General features: G+C 63.6%; 11 protein-coding genes. 4 read left to right on the top strand and 7 right to left on the bottom strand.

Translation table 11 applies throughout. From position 1 onward, the window contains the following. A complete protein-coding gene (treY, locus tag LMTR3_RS07110) occupies positions 1-2,790 on the top strand; it encodes a malto-oligosyltrehalose synthase (RefSeq protein ID WP_065744383.1) in 2,790 nt (929 codons plus the stop codon). Positions 2,791-2,794: 4 nt separating this feature from the next. On the opposite strand, the gene LMTR3_RS07105 is transcribed toward treY, so the two are convergent. Then, the gene (locus LMTR3_RS07105) at positions 2,795-3,106 is read right to left on the bottom strand and encodes a polyhydroxyalkanoic acid system family protein (RefSeq protein ID WP_065744382.1); all 312 of its coding nucleotides are present in this window, start codon (positions 3,104-3,106) and stop codon (positions 2,795-2,797) included. A gap of 165 nt (positions 3,107-3,271) precedes the next feature. Here LMTR3_RS07105 and LMTR3_RS07100 point away from each other — a divergent pair, with 165 nt between their 5' ends. After that, on the top strand, positions 3,272-3,436 hold the full coding sequence (locus LMTR3_RS07100; RefSeq protein ID WP_065727178.1) for a DUF3309 family protein: 165 nt from the start codon (positions 3,272-3,274) through the stop codon (positions 3,434-3,436). 101 nt (positions 3,437-3,537) lie between these two features. Here the strand turns inward: LMTR3_RS07100 and ligD are convergent, their stop codons facing one another. Then, positions 3,538-6,210 carry a DNA ligase D gene (gene ligD, locus LMTR3_RS07095; protein ID WP_065744463.1) on the bottom strand — a complete coding sequence of 891 codons (2,673 nt, stop codon included), beginning with the start codon at positions 6,208-6,210 and terminating at the stop codon, positions 3,538-3,540. A gap of 99 nt (positions 6,211-6,309) precedes the next feature. On the opposite strand from ligD, the gene ku reads away from it, so the two are divergent. Both ku and LMTR3_RS07085 read left to right on the top strand, forming a co-directional pair. Next, complete coding sequence (gene ku, locus LMTR3_RS07090) at positions 6,310-7,194, top strand: non-homologous end joining protein Ku (protein ID WP_065744381.1); 885 nt, start codon at positions 6,310-6,312, stop codon at positions 7,192-7,194. 238 nt (positions 7,195-7,432) lie between these two features. Next, complete coding sequence (locus LMTR3_RS07085) at positions 7,433-9,040, top strand: AMP-binding protein (RefSeq protein WP_065744380.1); 1,608 nt, start codon at positions 7,433-7,435, stop codon at positions 9,038-9,040. 203 nt (positions 9,041-9,243) lie between these two features. Here the strand turns inward: LMTR3_RS07085 and LMTR3_RS07080 are convergent, their stop codons facing one another. The 5 genes from LMTR3_RS07080 to kdpB all read right to left on the bottom strand — a co-directional run bounded on the left by LMTR3_RS07080 (position 9,244) and on the right by kdpB (position 16,276). Further along, complete coding sequence (locus tag LMTR3_RS07080; protein WP_065744379.1) at positions 9,244-9,849, bottom strand: pyridoxamine 5'-phosphate oxidase family protein; 606 nt, start codon at positions 9,847-9,849, stop codon at positions 9,244-9,246. Positions 9,850-10,007: 158 nt separating this feature from the next. Continuing rightward, on the bottom strand, positions 10,008-10,697 hold the full coding sequence (locus LMTR3_RS07075; protein WP_065744378.1) for a response regulator: 690 nt from the start codon (positions 10,695-10,697) through the stop codon (positions 10,008-10,010). After that, positions 10,694-13,411, bottom strand: coding sequence for a DUF4118 domain-containing protein (locus LMTR3_RS07070; RefSeq protein ID WP_065744377.1), 2,718 nt, complete (start codon positions 13,409-13,411; stop codon positions 10,694-10,696). The genes LMTR3_RS07075 and LMTR3_RS07070 overlap by 4 nt, the downstream gene beginning before the upstream one ends. Positions 13,412-13,452: 41 nt before the next feature. Next, positions 13,453-14,055 carry a K(+)-transporting ATPase subunit C gene (locus LMTR3_RS07065; protein WP_065744376.1) on the bottom strand — a complete coding sequence of 201 codons (603 nt, stop codon included), beginning with the start codon at positions 14,053-14,055 and terminating at the stop codon, positions 13,453-13,455. A 106-nt stretch (positions 14,056-14,161) separates the two neighbouring features. Next, the gene (gene kdpB, locus LMTR3_RS07060) at positions 14,162-16,276 is read right to left on the bottom strand and encodes a potassium-transporting ATPase subunit KdpB (RefSeq protein WP_065744375.1); all 2,115 of its coding nucleotides are present in this window, start codon (positions 16,274-16,276) and stop codon (positions 14,162-14,164) included. Positions 16,277-16,287 lie beyond the last annotated feature (11 nt).

Here is a 16,287-nt window from a genome sequence, read left to right as displayed (position 1 = left end):
ATGCCCCCGGCGATCCCGATCGCGACCTACCGCCTGCAACTGTCGGCGGATTTCGATTTCGACGCCGCCGTTTCCGTGGTGCCTTACCTGAAGGCGCTCGGCATCACCCATCTCTATGCATCGCCCTTCATGCGCGCCCGCAAGGGCAGCGCGCATGGCTACGACGTCATCGACCATGCCCAGTTCAATCCAGAGCTCGGCGGCGAAGCCGGCTTCGAGCGGCTGAGCGCCATGCTGCGGCAACATGATCTCGGGCTGATCCTCGATTTCGTGCCCAACCATGTCGGCGTGCATTTTGACGATAATCCATGGTGGCTCGACATGCTCGAGTGGGGTCCCGCCTCGCCGCACGCGGCCTCCTTCGACATCGACTGGGAACAATTGCCATACCGCGCCCGCGGCGGGGTGTTGCTGCCAATCATCGGCTCGTCCTACGGTCAGGCGCTGGAAAACGGCGAGATCGAATTGCGCTACGACGCCGGCGAAGGCAGTTTTTCGGCCTGGTACTTTGAGCATCGGCTGCCGATCGCGCCGGAGCGTTATGGCGAAATCCTGCGTATGATCGTCAAGGAAGCGGGCGCGGAGGAAAGTGCGTCCGGCAGGGCCATGCTTGCGCCGGCCTCCCGCTATCAGGGGCCGCGACGCCCCAACCGCAAGGAAGCACCAGCGTTCAAAGCCGAGTTGAAGGGCATCACGGGCGCCGCCGAGATCATCGCGCATGGGCTTGCAGCCTATCGGGCCGGGCCGGATCGCGCCGCTGCAACGCTGGCGCTGCATCATCTGCTCGAACGCCAGCACTACAAGCTCGGCCACTGGCGGCTCGCTTCCAGTGACATCAACTACCGGCGCTTCTTCGATATCAACACGCTGGCGGGCCTGCGCATCGAAGACACCGGCACCTTCGAGGCGATCCATCGCCTGGTCAAACGGCTGATTGCGGAGGAAAAGCTTGCGGGGTTGCGGCTCGATCACATCGACGGCCTGCGCGATCCCGTCCAGTATTTCCAGCGCCTGCGCCGGCTGATCCGCGATGGCTTTGGCGGGCGGAGCAGGCCCTTCTACGTGGTGGTCGAGAAAATTCTTGGCGAGCACGAAAAGCTGCCGCCATTCTCCGGCGTTCACGGCACCACCGGCTATGAGTGGCTGAACGCGATCACCCATGTGCTGACCGACGGAAGCGGCCTGGAGCCGCTCGACGAGATCTGGCGGCAGATCAGCAATCTTTCGCCGAAACTCGAACCGATCCTGCGGGAGGCCAAGCGTCGCGTGCTGGAAACGCTGCTGACCAGCGAGTTCACGGTGCTGACGCGCCTCTTGGCGCGGATTGCCAGCGGGCATTATTCCACCCGCGACTATTCTGCCGACAGCCTGCGGCAGGCACTCGAACTCTACGTGCTGCACTTTCCGGTTTACCGCACCTACCTGACGGCGTCGGGCCCATCTGCGCATGACCGCCAGTTGATAGCAGGGACGATCGAACGGGCGCGCGCCGACTGGTTTGCCGCCGATGACGGCATCTTCGATTTCCTGAGCGACGCCCTGACGATGGACCTGATCAAGCCCGGACGTACCCACCACAGCGCGCCGCGGGTGCGCCGGTTTGCCTTGAAGATGCAGCAGTTCACCGGACCGATGATGGCAAAGTCGCTGGAGGACACGACGTTCTATCGCTACCACCGCCTGCTTGCCCTCAACGAGGTCGGCGGCGATCCCGCCGCAAGGGCGGTATCGGTTGACGATTTTCACGGGATGATGGAGGCGCGCGCCAGGGAATGGCCGCATGGCATGACCGCGACCGCGACGCATGATACCAAGCGCGGCGAGGATGCGCGTGCGCGCATCCTCGCGCTTTCGGAAATTCCGGGCGAATGGACCGGCACGGTAGCCCGATGGAAACTGCTCAACGCGCCGCATCTTTCGGTCGATGGCGATCTGCGCGCGCCGTCGGCTGCGTTCGAATACATGCTGTATCAGGCGCTGGTGGGGGCATGGCAGCCGGACGACGCTTCGTTCGTGGACCGGATGCAGGAATATGCGCTGAAGGCGGCGCGCGAGGGCAAGCAGGAAACGAGTTGGCTCAATCCCCACGCGCCCTACGAGACGGGGGTCAAAGGCTTCATCGCGAAGATTCTCGATCCCTCACTGTCGGGCGAATTCCTGAATTCCCTGCAGACGCTGGCGCAGCGGCTCTCGTTGCTGGGCGCCCTGAACTCGCTCAGCCAGATCACGCTGAAGTCGACGATACCGGGCGTACCGGACTTCTATCAGGGCACGGAACTTTGGGACTTTTCGCTGGTCGATCCCGACAACCGGCGGCCCGTCGACTTTGCCGAACGCGCAGGCCGGCTGGGCGCGGTGGAGAATCCGGATTGGGATCGGCTGGTCGAGAAGTGGCCGAGCGGTCATCTGAAGCTGGCTTGGACACGGCATCTGCTCAAGCTTCGAACCGAATTCGCCGACACGTTCACAAGCGGCGATTACGAACCCTTGGAAGTTAGCGGACCGCGTCGCGACCATTTCATCGCGTTCGCCCGGCGGCGCGGCCGCGATGCTGCGATCGTCGTGGTCACACGATGGTTTGCGCCGTTTACCGATGGCGGCAGACATTGGCCCGGTCCGGAGAACTACGACGCCGCGCTGAACGTTGGCGGCTACGCGATGGAAGGTTTTGCCGACGCCGATGCTGCGCAATTGCGCCTGTCAGACCTGCTGATGCATCTGCCGGTCGCGGTGCTGAAGGCCAGGTACAATGGCGCGGCAACACCCGCACCAAGGCGCCGTCGCGGCTGATACGTCAGCTTTTCTTGGTCAGCAGCAACTGGCCGCGGCTGCGGATCGCGGCCTGGGCCGCTTCGGCAAAGCGCTGCAACAGCCATGGCAGCACCACTTCCACCTGCACGTGATCGTCGGCGACATCGACATGGCCTGCCGCGCCTTGCCCGAGGGCGCGCACGCGGAAGATCATGCGGTTGCCTTCCCAGCGTTCCTCCTCGACACTCAGCATCGGCACGCTGGACGCAGCACGCGACAGTCCTGTCTTGAGGCGGCGCATCGCCTCCTCGCGGCCCAGACTATGCGGGATGGAAACCACGAGCGGTTTGGTCATCGCTGAAAAATCCTCCCTGATCTAGCTGCATGTAATTGTACGTGGTTCGAAAGTAAGGGACGACGGTACAATTGCCTCCCAGACCGGAACTTTCGTGATTCACGCTTGTTACTCTCCGCGAAGGCAGGATAGACACACGCCCCGCTTCGGGCTGAGGAGAGATTTATGTCTATCGGCACAATCATTCTGATTATTCTCATCATCGCCCTGCTCGGCGGCTTCAGTGGCATCGGTGGCGGCCCGTTCTATGGCACCGGATATTACGGCGGCGGCGGACTGGGCCTGGTGATCGTGATCCTGTTGATCCTGCTGCTGCTCGGGAAGATCTGAGCCACGCGTCGAGAATCGTAGGGTGGGCAAAGGCGCACTTGCGCCGTGCCCACCTTTCTTGTTGAGATGAAGATGGTGGGCACGCTGTCGCTTTGCCCACCCTACATTGAGGCCAGCTTCTTGATCGCCGGCTTGATCGACGCTGCCGCGTCATCGTAGCCGTCCCACGCCTTGGTCTTGGCCAGCAGTGCGGGCACGGTGCGGATCGTGTACTTCTTCGGATCGAGATCGCCACGCACCTGCGTCCAGGTCAGCGGCATCGACACGGTAGCACCCTCGCGCGCACGGGGCGACAAGGCAGCGATCGCCGTCGACATCCGGTCGTTGCGAAGATAGTCGAGGAAGATCTTTCCCTTGCGCAGCTTCTTCGACATGTTGAGCAGATAGCGCTCGGGATCATCGTTCGCCATCCACTGGCAGACGCCTTGAGCGAAGGCCTTGGCCTCCTTCCATGAAACCTTGTCCCTTGCGCCATGAAGCAGCGGCGTCACCACGTGCAGCCCCTTGCCGCCGGTGGTCTTGCAGAAGCTTTCGAGACCAACAGCGGTCAACCGCTGGCGCATGTCTTTTGCCGCCTCGATGACGTCGGAGAATTCAACATTGGGAGCGGGATCGAGATCGAACACCAGACGTCCCGGCGTGTCGTAAGCGTCCGGCGCACAATTCCAGGGATGCAATTCGAGGCCGCCGATCTGCGCCACCGCAGCCAATCCCTCGACCCGGTCGATCTGCAGATAGGGCTTGCGGTCGCCGGAAACCTTGGCCAGCTCGAACAGGTTGGACGCGCCCTGCATGGCGTGGCGTTGAAAGAACTTCTCGCCATGGATACCGTCGGGCGCGCGAACGATCGAGCATGGACGGCCCTTGAGGTGACCGATCATCCAATCGCCGACGGTCTCGAAATATTGCGCGAGGTCGAGCTTTGTAACGCCTTCGCCGTCGCCGGCGTCGGGCCACAGCTCCTTGTCCGGCTTTGAGATCACCACCCCCATGACGTCGCCGGTCTTGTTCGTTGTTGCGGGCGTTGCCCGCACCGTCGCGCCCTTGCCCTTGCCCTTGCCCGGCTTCGGCTGCGCGACGGCTGCCTTGGACGGTGTTTCCGCCTCCACCTCCTCGGCCGGCTTATCCTGCCGCAGGCCCTTGAACGCGGCCTGACGAATGTTTCCATCCGCCGTGAAGCCCGCGAATTCGATCTCGGCAACCAGTTCTGGCTTCAGCCAATGCACATCGCGGGTCTTCTTCGGCGCGTTCTTGCCGCCGAACGGGTTCTTGTCGGAGGCTGCGGCCTTCAGCGCCGGCATGATGCGGCGGACCTTGTCCTGCCCGAAACCGGTACCGACCATACCGACAAAGGCGAGATGATCGCCGCGGTAGACGCCGGCCATCAGCGAACGGAACTTGCCGTTGGTGGTCTTCCAGCCGCCCAGCACCACCTCGTGCCCGGCGCGGCATTTCGCCTTGGTCCAGCTCTCGGTGCGGCCGGAGCGATAGGGCACATCGAGTTTCTTGGAGACGATGCCCTCCAGTTCGAGTTTGCAGGCCGATTGCAGCACCGCATCGCCGCCGCTTTCAAAATGCTCGACATAGCGGATCTGCTTGTCCTTGCCCTTCTGCGCCTCCAGCAATTTCTTCAGCCGCGCCTTGCGGTCGCCGAGCGGGAGCTTGCGAAAATCTTCACCATTGGCGAACAGCAGGTCGAACGCATAGAAGATCAGGCTCTCGCTGTCGCCGTCAGACAGCGCCGCCTGCAGGGTCGAGAAGTTGGGCGCGCCGTTGTGATCGAGCGCGACGATCTCGCCATCGATCAGCACGTCGGGAAGCGATTTCGCTTCGTCGGCGATCGCCCGGAATTTGTCGGTCCAGTCGAGGCCTTTTCGGGTGTAGAGCACCGCATCGCCGTCCTCGACCCGCAATTGCACCCGGTAGCCGTCGAACTTGATCTCGTGACACCAGCCCACGCCGCCGGGCGGCCGCTCGACGACCGTGCAAAGCTGCGGCGCCACGAAATCCGGCATCGCCGCGACCTTCTTCGGCTTGGCCGTCGGGGCCGGGGCGCGCGTCTTGATCTCCGGCGCGGCCCGCAAGGCGGCCGTCTTCCGCAAGGTCCGCGCCTCGGCGGCATCGCCGCGGTTGGATTGCCAGACCGCGTCGGCCTTTGTCTTCGTGGCCAGCATGAACGGCTTTGGCGCCTTGCCCTTGCCTTGCGCGATCTGCTCCATCGTGCGCCCGGAGGCGACCGAACGGTCCTCGTCGAGAATGTCGTTTTCCTCGCCTTCCCCGGCGAATTCGTCACGGTGCTTGATCAGGAGCCAGTTGGTGCGCTTGCCGCCGTAGCGGTCGCCCCGCATCCGCACCAGCACCCAGCTTCCATGCAGCTTGCCGCCATGCAGGGTGAATTTCAGGTCGCCCTTCTTGAAGCCGCGATCGGGATCATCGGACTCCCAATAGCCCCGGTCCCACAGCATCACCGTGCCGCCGCCGTATTGATCTTCCGGAATGGTGCCTTCGAAATCGCCGTAATCGAGCGGGTGGTCCTCGACCTCGACCGCGAGCCGCTTGTCGTGAGGGTCGAGCGACGGCCCCTTGGTGACGGCCCAGGATTTGAACACGCCGTCGAATTCCAGCCTGAGATCGTAATGCAGCCGGCTTGCATCATGCTTCTGAATCACGAACCGCCGCTCTCGGGCGGGCGCGACCTCGACGTCGCCGGAGGGCTCCGCCGTTTTGCCGAAATCGCGCTTCTTGCGGTACGTGCTGAGCTTCTTCAACGCCACGGCCACACCTCGATCAAAACCGCCCCGCGGCAACACCCGGAACGAAAACCCATACTAACCGTTGAAGTTCCCAAACCCAAACCGCGCCCGGAGATTGCAATGGCCCCCCGCGCCTACTGGAAAGGCTCGCTGAAGCTCTCCTTGGTGTCGTGTCCGGTCGTGCTGTATCCGGCCTCGACATCGGTCGAGAAAACACGCTTTCACATGATCAACAAGGAGACCGGCAACCGGCTGAAACAGCAGATGATCGATGCCGAGACCGGCGACGTCGTCGAGAGCGATCAGAAAGGCCGCGGCTATGAGCTGAAAAAGGGCCAGTATGTCGAGATCGAAAAGGAGGAACTCGAAGCCGTCCAGATCGAGAGCAATCATACGATCGAGATCGACAGTTTTGTGCCGCGGGACGAAATCGACAAGCGCTACTACAACCACCCCTATTACGTCGCCCCCGACGGCAAGGCCGCGGTGGACGCCTTCGCGGTGATCCGCGATGCCATGAAGGACGAGGAACGGGTGGCGCTGGCGCGCATCGTGCTGACCAACCGCGAGCACGTCATGGCGATCGAGCCGCTCGGCAAGGGCCTGCTCGGCACCACGCTGCGATATCCTTACGAGCTGCGCGACGAGGAAGACTATTTCGAAGGCATCAAGGCCCCGAAGGTCACCAAGGACATGGTCGAACTTGCGGGCCATATCCTGCACAAGATGGCCGCGCATTTCGATCCCTCGAAGTTCAAGGACGAATATGAGAACGCATTGAAGGCGCTGGTGCGCCGCAAGGCTTCCGGCAAGCCGATCAAGATGCCTGAGCCCGAGGAGAGGCCGGACAATGTCATCAATCTGATGGACGCACTAAAGGCGAGCCTGAAGGGCAAGGGAGCGACGAAACGGCGCGCACAAGCCCCGACCTCGCGGCGGGCGCCGGCGCGCCGGACAGCAAGGAAAGCGCACCGGTCTACAGCCAGGCACCGCAAGGCGGGGTGACGCTCGTTCCGCCGTCATTGCGAGGAGCGAAGCGACGAAGCAATCCATCCCTCCGCGCGTGTTGAGCAATGGATTGCTTCGCTTCGCTCGCAATGACGGGGGTTACTGCCGCAGCCCCTTCCTAACCTCCATCTCTTCGGCCACGTCTATCCCGCTTGCATTACCCGAAGTCGGAAGGCATTTTCCCCTTGGGAACTGACGCCACCGAGGATAACGGCGCCGGACCGGGGAGGATTTGATGGCATTGACGAAGTCGCACGTCGCAGGACCGACCACGCCTGCGGTACGGGAGATGACATTCGGCGATCTCTTGCGCAAGGCGGCTGAAGCCGCGCCCGATCGCCTCGCCCTGATCGCGGGCGTGCCTGACCCGGCGCAGCGGCGGCAATGGACCTACGCACAGTTCTACCGCGAAGCCCAGCGCACCGCCCGCGCGCTGCTGTCGCGCTTCAAGCCCGGCGAGCGCATTGCCGTCTGGGCACAAAATATTCCGGAATGGGTGATGCTCGAATTCGGTGCCGGCATGGCGGGCATGGTGCTCGTCACCGTCAACCCGGCCTTCCGCGCCCGGGAAGTTGAATATGTGCTGAAACAATCGCGCTCCGCCGGCGTCTTCGTGGTCAACGGCTTCCGCGGCAATCCGATGCTGGAGACCGTGCAGGCGGTGGCGCCGAACTGCCCCGAACTGCGCGAGATCATCTGCTTCGACGACTGGAATGCCTTCATCACCGCAGGCGATGACGAGGGCATTAAGCTGCCGGCCGTCAGCCCCGACGATCCCGTCATGATCCAGTACACCTCGGGCACGACGGGCTTTCCGAAGGGCGCCCTGCTCCGTCATCGCGGGCTGCTGAACAACGGAGCCGATACCGCAGACCGGATGGGCGTCGACGACGGCGACGTCTTCGTCACCACGATGCCGTTGTTTCATACCGGCGGCTGCGTCTGCTGCGTGATCGGCGCGGTCTCGAAAGCCGCAACCCAGGTGCTGGTCGAGGCCTTCGAGCCGGGGCTGGTGCTGGAAATGCTCGGGACCTATCGCGGGAACGCGATGCTCGGCGTGCCCACCATGCTGGTTGCGATGCTGGAGCACCCGACATTCGCGGCGACCGATCTGTCCTCCGTCAAGGCGATCTGCTCCGGCGGCTCGACAGTACCTGCCTCGCTGGTGCGGCTCCTGGAGGAAAAGCTCGGCGCGCCCTTCACCATTGTTTTCGGCCAGACGGAATGCTCCCCCGTCGCGGCGCAGACCCGCACCCATGACAGTGTCGAGGACAAGGCCAACACGATCGGCTTGCCGCTGCCCAATATGGAAACCAAGATCATCGATCCCAACACCGGCGAGACCGTTCCGATCGGCACGATCGGCGAGTTCTGCACCCGCGGCTATCACGTCATGATCGGTTACTTCGAAATGCCCGATGCGACTGCGGCTGCGATCGACGCCGACGGCTGGCTGCACACCGGCGATCTCTGCGCGATGGACGCGCGCGGCTACTGCACCGTGGAAGGCCGGCTGAAGGACATGATCATCCGCGGCGGCGAAAACATCTATCCGCGCGAGCTGGAAGAGTTGCTGTTCAAGCACCCCAAGGTCGGCGAGGTCGCCGTCATCGGCCTGCCGCATGAGAAGTGGGGCGAAGAGGTCGCAGCCTTCATCCGCCCGGCACCCGGCGCCGCGATCGACAAGGAAGAGCTGATCGCCTACATGCGCGCCTCGCTCGCCCCGCACAAGACGCCAAAACACTGGTATGTCGTCGACGCCTTCCCGCTGACCGGATCGGGCAAGATCCAGAAATTCAAGCTGCGGGACGCCTGCATCAAGGGCGAGATGACGGCGGTCTAGGCCGCTTCCGTTCATTGCAAATACTTTCGCCGTCGTCCCTGCGAACGCAGGGACCCATACGCCGCGGCTTATCTGCGGCGCGATGGGGCCAGTTGCCGTCGCTGCAATCCAGGCCGGTGGTTATGGGTCCCTGCGCCCCGTGCGCAATTGCGCACTAGGCAGGGACGACGAGGGCGATTTTCGGCGTGGGCTACAATCGCTCCCTAACCCTTGAATGTCGGCTGCCGCGGATGGATGCAGTCATTGAAATCCGCAAAGCCTTTCCACGCCGGCTCCGGTGCGTCCTGTCCGGCTTGAGGCACATAGATCGACGGCTCGATCGAACTCATCGTCGGAATATAGCGCGGGCAGTTCGGGAAGATAGCGCGCGCCGTCACGCGAACGATGAGCTGCGCGCCGACGGTCTCCGCCAGCAGCGGGTCGCTGTCGCTCACGCTGGCGCTGCCGTTGACACGCAAACGCCGCGGCTTGTCGTGCATGGCGATGAACAGCAGGCCGACATCGGCATTGACGACGATGTTGCCGAGACTCTTGAACATGCCGTTGCCGTCATAGTCGGGAAATGCGAGCTCGGACAACCCGGTGATGCGCACAAACCCCGGCGCCCCGCCCTTGAATGAGCAATCGGGCCGCCCCTCGGCATCGGCGGTTGCCAGAAAGAAATACGGCAGGCCTTCGATGAACTGCTTGTCGTCGGCGGAGAATTGCTTGCGCATCAGCTTCTCTTCCAGCCGATCCGAAATCCGGCGGCTGTCGAACCGATCCTGCAATTGCCTGTTACCATCGTGATACATGACGCTCTCAGCCATGGCGTTGGGTCCTCCTGCTCTGGATCACCTGGGCGGAAGGTCCTACCACAGGTCAGGTTCCCGCAGGGAAGCATACCACTTCATGGCGACGCCGCATCGGCAAGCTGACCCGCACGACGATCGATCAAGTGCGGGGACAGCGGCTATCGGAGGTGTGATCAATCCGGCGCGCGCAACCGATAACCGATGCCGGTCTCCGTCAGCACGAATTGCGGGCGCTCAGGATCGGCTTCGATCTTCTGACGTAGCTGGCGGACATAGACGCGCAAATACTGCGCATCCGTCAGCTCGTCCCACAGCTCCTTCAACAGGAAGCGATGGGTCAGCACTTTGCCGGCATGCTGCACCAGAACGCGCAGCAATTCGTATTCCTTCGGCGAGAGTTTTACTTCGCGCTCGCCGACCTTGACGATGCGGCGCACCAGATCGACCGAGAGATCGCCTGCGCGGAATGCCGGCCGCTCGCCCTGCACCTGCAATTGGTGCCGGAGCGCTGCGCGCATCCGCGCCAGCAACTCGTCCATGCCGAACGGCTTGGTCAGATAGTCGTCGGCGCCGAGGTCGAGCGCCTGCACCTTGCCGGCCTCGTCGCCGCGGCTCGACAGCACCACGATCGGCACGCTCTCGTTGCGGCCGCGGATCATGCGCAAGAGATCATGGCCCTGGATGTCAGGCAGGCCGAGATCGAGGATAATCAGCGCCGGGCCTTCCGCGAGCTTCTCCAGCGCAATCTTGCCATTGGAGGCTTCGAGGATGTCGTAGCCCTGCGTGCTCAACCCCATGCGCAACAATTTGCGGATCGGCGGCTCGTCGTCGATCACCAGAACCTTGATCTGAGCGGCATTCATGCGGCGGTATCCAGCGCGCTATCGGAGGCCGGGACGGGCAGTCGAATAGTGATGATGGCTCCCGAGCGATCGTTACGATTGGCGGCCGATATCGTGCCATGCATCGCCTCGACGAAACCGCGCGAGATGGCGAGCCCCAGCCCGGTGCCGGCACGGACGTGGTCGCCCTTGTGAGCGCGATAGAATTTGTCGAACACGCTTTCCACCTCCGCAGGCGGAATACCGCTGCCTTCGTCGAGGATCTGCAGCGACACGCTTGCCTGATCGCGCGTGCCCCGGATCGAAATCGTGGTGCCGGCCGGCGCGTATTTGGCCGCGTTGTCAAGCAAATTGAACAATACCTGTTCGAACAACACGGCATCGAGCTCCAGCATCGGCAGATTGGTGCTGAGCTCCAGTGACACCTTGTGATGCAGCAGAATCTTGTTCGCGCGGCGCAGCGTGCTGCCGACGATCTCGGAGACGTCATGCCGCGCGGTATTCGGCACGATCGCGCCGGACTCCAGCTTGGTCATGTCGAGCAGATTGGCGATGAAGCGATTGAGGCGCTCGGATTCGTCGATCATGGTGGCGAGAAGTTCGTTCTTCTGGTCGTCGTTGAGGCTGGAGCCGAGATCGCGCAGGGTGGAAGCGGCGCCGAGCACCGAGGCCAACGGCGTTTTCAGATCGTGCGAGATCGAGGTCAACAGCGCGCCGCGCAGCCGGTCGGATTCCACCGTGCGCTTGACCCGGTCCATGTCCTCCACCAGCAGCACGCGCTCGATCGCCAGCGCGCCCTGATCGACCAGCGCATCCAGCAGGCGGCGCTGATCCGGCGTCAGCAACGGACCGGTGCGGTCGTCGTCGATGCCGATGACGCCGATCGCGCCGCGCCCGGTTCGCATCGGCAGGAATAGCCGCTTGGCGCCCGGCAGCGTATCCGAGCCGCGCCCGGCCGCACGGTCGTTGTCCCAGGCCCATTTGGCGGCAGCAAGGTCGGCCTCGTCCAGTTGATCCTCGGGCGGATAGCCCGACTTCACGGTGAGCACGCCGTCCTCCGGCAACAGCAGCACCACCCTCACCCTCAGCATCAACGCGGTCTGATAGGCGGTCGCCCACAGCACGTCGTCCAGCGTCGCGGTTCCCGCGAGCTTGCGGCTGAAGGCGTAGAGCGATTCGGTGGTGCGCACCCGGCCGATCGCGGTGTCGGCCTGAGAGCGCACCCGTGCCGCGACATTGGAGACCAGCAGCGCAATCAGCATGAAGAAGAAGAAGGCGGCGACGTTGGTCGGATCGGCAATGGTGAAGGTATAGAACGGCGGCATGAAGAAGAAATTGTAACATAGCGACGCCGCGACGCTCGCCAGCAGCGATGGCCAAAGCCCGTAGCGAACGGCGACGCCGACCACGGCGGTGAGAAAGACGAGATCGACGTTCTCGATGCCAGCGAACATCGGTTGGATCAGTTCGGCAGCGCCGAGACCGATCGCGACGAACAGCAGCGCCATCATGTAGGGTCGCAGGTTGAACGGCTCCTGCCGCGCCGCGGTCTGCACCGCCGCCTTCGCCACGCCCTGTTCGTCGCCGGGGATGACGTGGACGCTGATATGGCCGGCGCGGCGTACCAGATCGTGCACGACAGAACCGCGCGTCAGTTCGAACCACCAGGAGCGGGTCGATTTGCCGATGATGATCTGCGTGACGTTGTTGGCATGCGCGAAATGGATCACGTCGTCGGCGATGCGGCGGCCGACGCCGGGGATGGTCAGCGCCTCGCCGCCGAGCGCTTCCGCCAGCCGCATGGTGTCGGCCAGCCGGTCGCGCTGCTCGTCGGTCAGTTGCAGGCTACGGCGCGTCTCGATGCTAACAGCGGTCCATTGCGCGTGCAGCCGGTCCGCCAGCCGCTTGGTATAGCGCACCAGCCCGGCCGCTCGCGGATCTTCACTGACGCAAACCAGGATGCGCTCGCCCGCCGCCCAGGGACCCGCTATGGCATTGGCCTGCATATGGGTGAGCAACTGCTCGTCGACGCGTTCGGCGGTACGCCGCAGCGCCAGTTCGCGCAGCGCGGTCAGGTTGCCCGGCGAGAAATAATGCTCCAGCGCACGCTCGGCCTGCTTGGGCACATAGACCTTGCCCTCCTTCAGCCGCTGGATCAGATCGTCGGGCGTGAGGTCGATCAGCTCAATGGCGTCGGCGCGGTCGAACACGGAATCCGGCACAGTCTCGCGGACCCGCACATGCGTGATCTGCGCGACCACGTCGTTGAGGCTCTCGATGTGCTGGATATTGACTGCCGTATAGACGTCGATGCCGTGGGACAGCAATTCCTCAACGTCGAGATAGCGTTTGGGATGACGGCTGCCAGGCGCGTTGGTGTGAGCGAGCTCATCGACGAGCGCGATCTGCGGCCGCCGTGCGATCAGGGCATCCAGGTCCATCTCCTCGAGCGTCTGCTCCTTGTAGGCAAGCCGTCGGCGCGGCAGCACCTCGAGGCCGTTCAGAAGCACTTCGGTTTCAGCCCGGCCGTGGGTTTCGACGATGCCGACCACGACATCGGCGCCGGCCTTCTTCCTGGCGTGGGCGCTCTGCAGCATCTCATAGGTCTTGCCGACGCCCGGCGCGGCGCCGACAAAGATCTTGAGCTTGCCAGCGCGGCTCTCCTCGCGCCGCGCTGCCTCCAGCAGGGCTTCCGGCGAGGGACGCTGTTCGGGATCGCGGCGGGCTTGGACCATGCGGCAATATAGTCCTCACCCTTCGAGGGGCCTAGCGGGTCTCATTTTGATATCTCGTCCAACGCCAGATTCAACGCCAATACGTTAACGCGGGGCTCGCCAAGCAATCCAGCCATGCGGCCCTGCGTATGCTCCACGACCAGTTCGCGGACGCGGGCGTCCGGCAGGTTACGGGCCTTCGCCACCCGAGGGACCTGGAACAGCGCGCCTTCCGGCGAGATATCCGGATCGAGCCCGCTGCCGGAGGTGGTAACGAGATCGACCGGCACGGGTGCGGCTGGGTTTTCGGTCTTCAGCTTCGCGAAGTCCTCCTTGATCCGGTCGGCCAGCGCCTTGCTGGTCGGCCCGAGATTGGAGCCGCCAGAACTGGCGGCGTTGTAAGGCGCGGAGACCGTCTTGGTCGGATCGGCCGGGTCCGGCGCCAAGGTCGCAGACGGGCGGCCGTGGAAATATTTGTCTTCCTTGAACTCCTGCCCGATCAGGGCGGAGCCGATCACCTTGCCGTCCTTCTCGATCAGGCTGCCCTGCGCCTGCTTCGGGAAGATCGCGCCGGCGATCGCGGTCATGGCGAGGGGATAGGCAAGGCCGGTGATCGCGGTGAGCAGCAGCAGGATGAGGATCGCGGGACGGATTTCTCTGAGCATTGTGTGTCTCCTAGTTCTCTGTCATTGCGAGCGAAGCGAAGCAATCCACTGTCTGATACCGCGGTGAGATGGATTGCTTCGTCGCTTCGCTCCTCGCAATGACGGGTTAGGCTAGCCCCAAAGCCGCAACCGCAAGGTCGATGGCCTTGATGCCGATGAAGGGAACGATGATGCCGCCCAAGCCGTAGATCAGCAGGTTACGGCGCAGAAGCGCGCCTGCCCCGACCGCGCGATAGGCAACGCCTTTCAGCGCCAGCGGGATCAGCGCGATGATGATCAGCGCGTTGAAAATGATCGCCGACAGGATGGCGCTCTGCGGGCTTGCCAGGTGCATGACGTTGAGCACCTCGAGCTGCGGGTAGAAAGCCAGGAACATCGCCGGGATGATGGCGAAATATTTCGCGACGTCGTTGGCGATCGAGAATGTGGTGAGCGCGCCGCGCGTCATCAGAAGCTGCTTGCCGATCTCGACCACCTCGATCAGCTTGGTCGGATTGGAATCGAGATCGACCATGTTGCCGGCCTCGCGCGCCGCCTGCGTGCCGGTGTTCATGGCGACGCCGACATCGGCCTGCGCCAGCGCCGGCGCGTCGTTGGTGCCGTCGCCGCACATTGCCACCAGCTTGCCCCTGGCCTGCTCGTCGCGGATCAGCTTCAGCTTGTCCTCCGGCGTTGCCTGGGCAAGGAAATCGTCGACGCCGGCTTCGGCGGCGATGGCGGCTGCGGTCATCGGATTGTCGCCAGTGATCATCACGGTGCGGATGCCCATGCGGCGCAGTTCGGCAAAGCGCTCGCGGATGCCACCCTTGACGATATCCTTCAGATGCACGATGCCGAGCAATTTGCCGTCTTTGGCGACCGCCAGCGGCGTGCCGCCGGCTTTCGAGACCTCGTCGGAAATCGCTTGGATCTCGCGGGCCTCCTCCGAGAGGACGCCCGACACGGCGCGTGCCGCATTCCCGGAAGCGACCGCGCGGATCGCGCCGCCACCATCGACGTAATTCAGGATCGCATCCACCGCGCCCTTGCGCACCGACGATGACCCGGCGTCGATGCCGCTCATGCGCGTCTGCGCGGTGAAGGGAATGAAGCTCGCGTTGAGCTCCTTCATGTCGCGGCCGCGAATGCCGTATTTCTCCTTCGCCAGCACGACGATCGAGCGGCCTTCCGGGGTTTCGTCGGCGAGCGAGGCGAGCTGCGCCGCATCGGCCAGTTCCTGTTCGGTGACACCGCGCAAGGGACGAAACGCCGTGGCCTGCCGGTTGCCGAGCGTGATGGTGCCGGTCTTGTCCAGCAGCAGGGTGTCGACGTCGCCGGCGGCCTCGACCGCGCGGCCGGACATGGCGAGCACGTTGAAACGCACCAGCCGGTCCATGCCGGCGATACCGATCGCCGACAGCAGCGCGCCGATGGTGGTCGGAATCAGCGTGACGAACAGCGCCACCAGCACCACCACCGAAATCGAGCCGCCGGCATAGGCCGCGTAGCTCGGAATCGTCACGGTGGCGAACACGAAGATGATGGTCAGGCCTGCGAGCAGAAAATTGAGCGCGATCTCGTTCGGTGTTTTTTGCCGTTCCGCTCCTTCCACCAGCTTGATCATGCGATCGATGAAGGTCGAGCCTTGCGCCGCCGTGATCCGAACGCGGATCCAGTCCGACAGCACTCGCGTTCCGCCAGTCACCGCCGAACGGTCACCGCCGGATTCGCGGATTACCGGCGCGGATTCACCCGTGATCGCGGCCTCGTTCACGGAAGCCACCCCCTCGATCACCTCGCCATCAGAGGGGATGTTGTCGCCGGCCTCGACCAGGACGATGTCACCCACCTTCAGGCTGGTGCCGGGTACCAGACGATAGTTCTTGCCGGGACCTTCCAGCAATTTTGCCTGGCTCTCGGTGCGGGTCTTCTTCAGCGACTCAGCCTGCGCCTTGCCACGGCCCTCGGCAACGGCCTCGGCGAAATTGGCGAACAGCACGGTGAACCACAGCCACAGGATGATCTGGAAGGTGAAGGCGAGGCTCTCGCCGCCGGTCACCAGATTGCGCAGGAATATCACGGTCGTGAGCGCGGCCACGATTTCGACCACGAACATCACGGGGTTCTTCACCATTAGCCGCGGATCGAGTTTTGCAAAGGCCGCGCGGATTGCCGGGAGCACAATGCTCGGATCGAACATTGCCGACGCCGTCGCCTTTTTCTGCAGTTTCATGGTTTCCATGGACGTAACTC

This window comes from Bradyrhizobium sp. LMTR 3 (genome assembly GCF_001693485.1).
Lineage (GTDB): Bacteria > Pseudomonadota > Alphaproteobacteria > Rhizobiales > Xanthobacteraceae > Bradyrhizobium.
The sequence above is the reverse complement of the archived record's forward strand: the minus strand, read 5'-3'. Positions and strand labels throughout refer to the sequence as shown.

What these genes read in the sequence shown, in the direction of transcription:
- treY (WP_065744383.1), top strand. Translation starts at nt 1, where the DNA reads ATGCCCCCGGCGATCCCGATCGCGACCTACCGCCTGCAACTGTCGGCG.
- LMTR3_RS07105 (WP_065744382.1), bottom strand. Translation starts at nt 3,106, where the DNA reads ATGACCAAACCGCTCGTGGTTTCCATCCCGCATAGTCTGGGCCGCGAG.
- LMTR3_RS07100 (WP_065727178.1), top strand. Translation starts at nt 3,272, where the DNA reads ATGTCTATCGGCACAATCATTCTGATTATTCTCATCATCGCCCTGCTC.
- ku (WP_065744381.1), top strand. Translation starts at nt 6,310, where the DNA reads ATGGCCCCCCGCGCCTACTGGAAAGGCTCGCTGAAGCTCTCCTTGGTG.
- LMTR3_RS07085 (WP_065744380.1), top strand. Translation starts at nt 7,433, where the DNA reads ATGGCATTGACGAAGTCGCACGTCGCAGGACCGACCACGCCTGCGGTA.
- LMTR3_RS07080 (WP_065744379.1), bottom strand. Translation starts at nt 9,849, where the DNA reads ATGGCTGAGAGCGTCATGTATCACGATGGTAACAGGCAATTGCAGGAT.
- LMTR3_RS07075 (WP_065744378.1), bottom strand. Translation starts at nt 10,697, where the DNA reads ATGAATGCCGCTCAGATCAAGGTTCTGGTGATCGACGACGAGCCGCCG.
- LMTR3_RS07070 (WP_065744377.1), bottom strand. Translation starts at nt 13,411, where the DNA reads ATGGTCCAAGCCCGCCGCGATCCCGAACAGCGTCCCTCGCCGGAAGCC.
- LMTR3_RS07065 (WP_065744376.1), bottom strand. Translation starts at nt 14,055, where the DNA reads ATGCTCAGAGAAATCCGTCCCGCGATCCTCATCCTGCTGCTGCTCACC.
- kdpB (WP_065744375.1), bottom strand. Translation starts at nt 16,276, where the DNA reads ATGGAAACCATGAAACTGCAGAAAAAGGCGACGGCGTCGGCAATGTTC.